We start from the raw sequence: 3,429 nt of genomic DNA on the forward strand, positions 1-3,429 counted from the left end.
TCGCACCGGCCATGATATAATAGTCAGTAAATGAGTTGACTTTTGTGTGGCGCTCACCGATGCCAGTCGGTGGGTGTTTTTTTTTATGCAGTTTTTTAGGTATTACTTCTTTTGAACTACTGACAGTGTCCCCCATGATTCACAGTTAGTACAGCAAACGGTGGAAATAATGTTAAAAACACATCATATAATAGGACTGTCAATACCAATGATTATAGCCCTTTCATAGGATATCTGTCAACAATTATATTTAATTTCCCTTTTTCCCTTTATCTATTTTTCCCTAAATAGAATTATCCCTAAATAGAATTATCCCTATATCCCTTTTTCTATTTAGGAATATTTTTAATTCCCATTATAACAGTGTTCTCAGTCGATAAGTATCCCTTTTTCCCTTTATCCCAATTTCTATATATCCCTAATTCTATATATCTAAATAACTATTTAGGGAAATTTCCCTTTCACTATTAAATTGTGGTATACTAATTAAAAATCAATTGGAGGTCGTTGTTATGGATATTCCAGACGTAGTAAAGGCTATACAGTCTCGTGATGAGGCATTAACCATTGTGATTGGTAATCAAAAGGGTGGCGTGGGAAAAACAACTAACACGTATCTCATCGCTTATACCTTAGCTAAAATGGGAATACATACGTTGGTTGCAGACTTAGACCCACAAGCCAACGCCACTAAAACACTAATGTTAACGAAAAGTCAGCAGGAAGATACCGTGTACTCAATTAAAAAAACTCTGATGGTAGGCATACAGGAGAAAGATCTAACAGACTTACCAGTTAAGATAATGGATAACCTTGACCTAATTCCTTCATATATTGATTTCCAAGATTTTACGAAATATTTATATCAGAATACGAATAATGAGTACGAAGAAACACATCTGTTGGAACCCTTGTTTAATCCATTGAAGAAGAAATATGATGTAATTCTGTTGGATGTGCCACCATTTAGTATTGAGATTACCCGTAATGCTGTTATCTTCTCAGACTTTGCACTTATCAGCTTGCAAACACACGATGATAGTCTATCCGGTGCAGAAGAGTATGTGAATACCCTTTCTAAACTTCAGCAAGAGTATCAGCTAGATATAGAGATAATTGGTATCTTGCCAATGCTTCACGATGCCCGTAACGGTGTCGATCAGACAATCATACAATCTGCTAAGGATGAGTTTGGAGAAGAAAATGTATTCACAAATATTGTTACTCAAATGGCCCGGATTAAACGATTCCCAATTAATGGAATTACCGATAAGGACCGCTTCGATAAGCGAGTGTTAGACAAGTACCAGCAAGTTACCGATGAGTTATTAAGCCGGATTGGCTTATTTATAGATGATAAGGAGGCCAAGTAAGATGCCAAGTAAAAAGCCTAATATTCTTCAACGAAGGGTTACCGGAGCGGTAAAGCCATCAGAAGAGTACCACGCAACAGATAATGCTACGAAAAAAGAGAATAAATCTTCCTCTATGCCAAAAAATCAGAAAAAATCCCTTAAGGTATCCGCAGAGACTTACAAGGATATGAAAGTCCTGAAGACAATTGAACATGTTAGCTTCGACTACGAGATTATCCAGCTTCTTATTGACCAGTATTACAAGGATATGACCGAGGAACAACAGCGCAGGTATACCGTATTGCGGGAGAATATGTAAGCAGTGCTACATTAAAATAAAAGAAAGAAGTAATAATAATGTTCAGAGACTTGTTCAAAATTGCGGCTGTTAGTCGCTGGTACTGACATTTTTATCGAATGCCTTCATCCCGATCAAGACGTTACCGCTGCCTATCCAAAGTCTGGTCAAACTTAATCCGGTCACTTTAACCATCACCGCAATCCGAACGATTCTGAGGACCGGCAATTGGAGTCTGAATGCCACGTTAGTACTGATTAGCGGCTTCGTCCTCATTCTCATCTTCATGCCATTAACCATTCTTGCTTATCAACGGCGTGATTAGAACGAGTGCCTTTCTTCGACAAAAATTAGATATTTAGTCAATTCAGCAATCCGATAGATATTTCAACCTTAATCTAACAACATCTACTTTCATACACTGTTAATCACTCACTTTACCATTTTAAAGAACGGTATTTTACTTTTTTGAAGGCTACATTTGACCATTTTGTAAGTGCTCCTATCCTAGTATTTGGTACATAAATTTCTGAACAGTTGTGCCATAATTAATAAAACAAGATAGGAGCATTCCAATGAAACGATATCAAGATGATTTTAAAGCCAGCATTGTGAAGATGCATCGTGAAGAGAAAAGATCTATTCGCTCGCTTTCCGAGGAATACGGTGTTTCTCCAGCCGCAATTCATAACTGGGTTAAAGGCGCTAAATCAGTTGAGCTAGAAGACGGTACTGAAGTAACGTCCAAAGAATTCAAACAACTTCAAAAGGAAAATCAGCGATTAAAGGAGGAACTTGAAATTTTAAAAGTTGCGGCGGTGTTACTGGGAAAGCATTAGGACGAATTAATTGCCTTGTCTTCATAGAAGATCAGTTATTGCGACACCGCTTATCAATTATTCTTTCGGCACTGAAATTACCGCGCAGCACCTATTACCATTGGAAAAGATATCAACCTAGTCAACACGAACGTGTTGATAATCAGCTCAAAGAAAAAATTAAATTGATTTGGGAAAATAATTATCGTGCCTATGGTTATCCACGAATAACGATGGTGCTTCGCAAGTCAGGCATCTGTGTTGGGTCAAAACGAATTTTACGATTAATGAGGGAAATGGAGATTCACTCTTTAATGAATCGGCGATTTAAAAAACCTGGCACTCATGTGGATCATTCACAACGCCCCAATTTAATCAAGCACCAGCCCAATGCAAGGATATGGCGTGCTGACATTACTTATTTGGAATTACGTCCAGGAACCTGGGTTTATCTCAGTTCTATTTACGAACCAAAGGTTCATCAAGTTCTTGCTTTCAAGATTGGTCGTCAGATGGAGGCGACGTTAGTTGTAGAAACGATTAATCAGGCGCTTGAATGTCATCAAAAGCCACAATATTTTCACTCTGACATGGGTTCACAGTACACCAGCAACGAAGTTGAAACTTTACTTGAACGGCATCAGATTAGCCACTCATACTCAAAACAAGGTTATCCTTATGATAATGGGCCAATTGAAGCTTTTCACTCATTGTTGAAGAGAGAGTTTGCCTTTCAAACAACTTCTTCCAATTTTGAGGACTTGGTAATCCGAACCTCAAATTACATCAGTTGGTTTAATTCCGACAGAATTAGAACGAGTGTTTAGAAAAAGATGTGCCATTTATTGACATAGGAGCATAATGAGTAGTGCTTTTTGATATGCAATTGGCATAAAGATCTGAATAAATAAAAAGTTAACTATATTTTAGAGAGCGTAAAATATCTTGTGTAAATGCA

3 protein-coding genes and 1 pseudogene are annotated in these 3,429 nt (G+C 37.5%); all 4 read left to right on the top strand.

Features of this window, described 5'->3' with window-relative positions; all coding sequences use genetic code 11:
- Positions 1-512: 512 nt before the first annotated feature.
- The 4 genes and pseudogenes from IV84_RS10130 (at position 513) to IV84_RS10145 (ending at position 3,298) form a co-directional block, all read left to right on the top strand.
- Complete coding sequence (locus tag IV84_RS10130; protein ID WP_054762668.1) at positions 513-1,373, top strand: ParA family protein; 861 nt, start codon at positions 513-515, stop codon at positions 1,371-1,373.
- Position 1,374: 1 nt separating this feature from the next.
- Positions 1,375-1,674 carry a hypothetical protein gene (locus IV84_RS10135; RefSeq protein WP_016526703.1) on the top strand — a complete coding sequence of 100 codons (300 nt, stop codon included), beginning with the start codon at positions 1,375-1,377 and terminating at the stop codon, positions 1,672-1,674.
- A 76-nt stretch (positions 1,675-1,750) separates the two neighbouring features.
- A pseudogene (locus IV84_RS11265) lies at positions 1,751-1,978 on the top strand (ABC transporter permease); the annotation flags it as partial.
- A 250-nt stretch (positions 1,979-2,228) separates the two neighbouring features.
- A protein-coding gene (locus IV84_RS10145) for an IS3-like element IS1163 family transposase (RefSeq protein ID WP_155515921.1) occupies positions 2,229-3,298 on the top strand; the annotation gives its coding sequence in 2 pieces (ribosomal slippage) (positions 2,229-2,457 and positions 2,457-3,298; 1,071 coding nt in all).
- Positions 3,299-3,429: the final 131 nt, after the last annotated feature.

Origin of the sequence: Pediococcus damnosus (assembly GCF_001437255.1) — a bacterium.
Lineage (GTDB): Bacteria > Bacillota > Bacilli > Lactobacillales > Lactobacillaceae > Pediococcus > Pediococcus damnosus.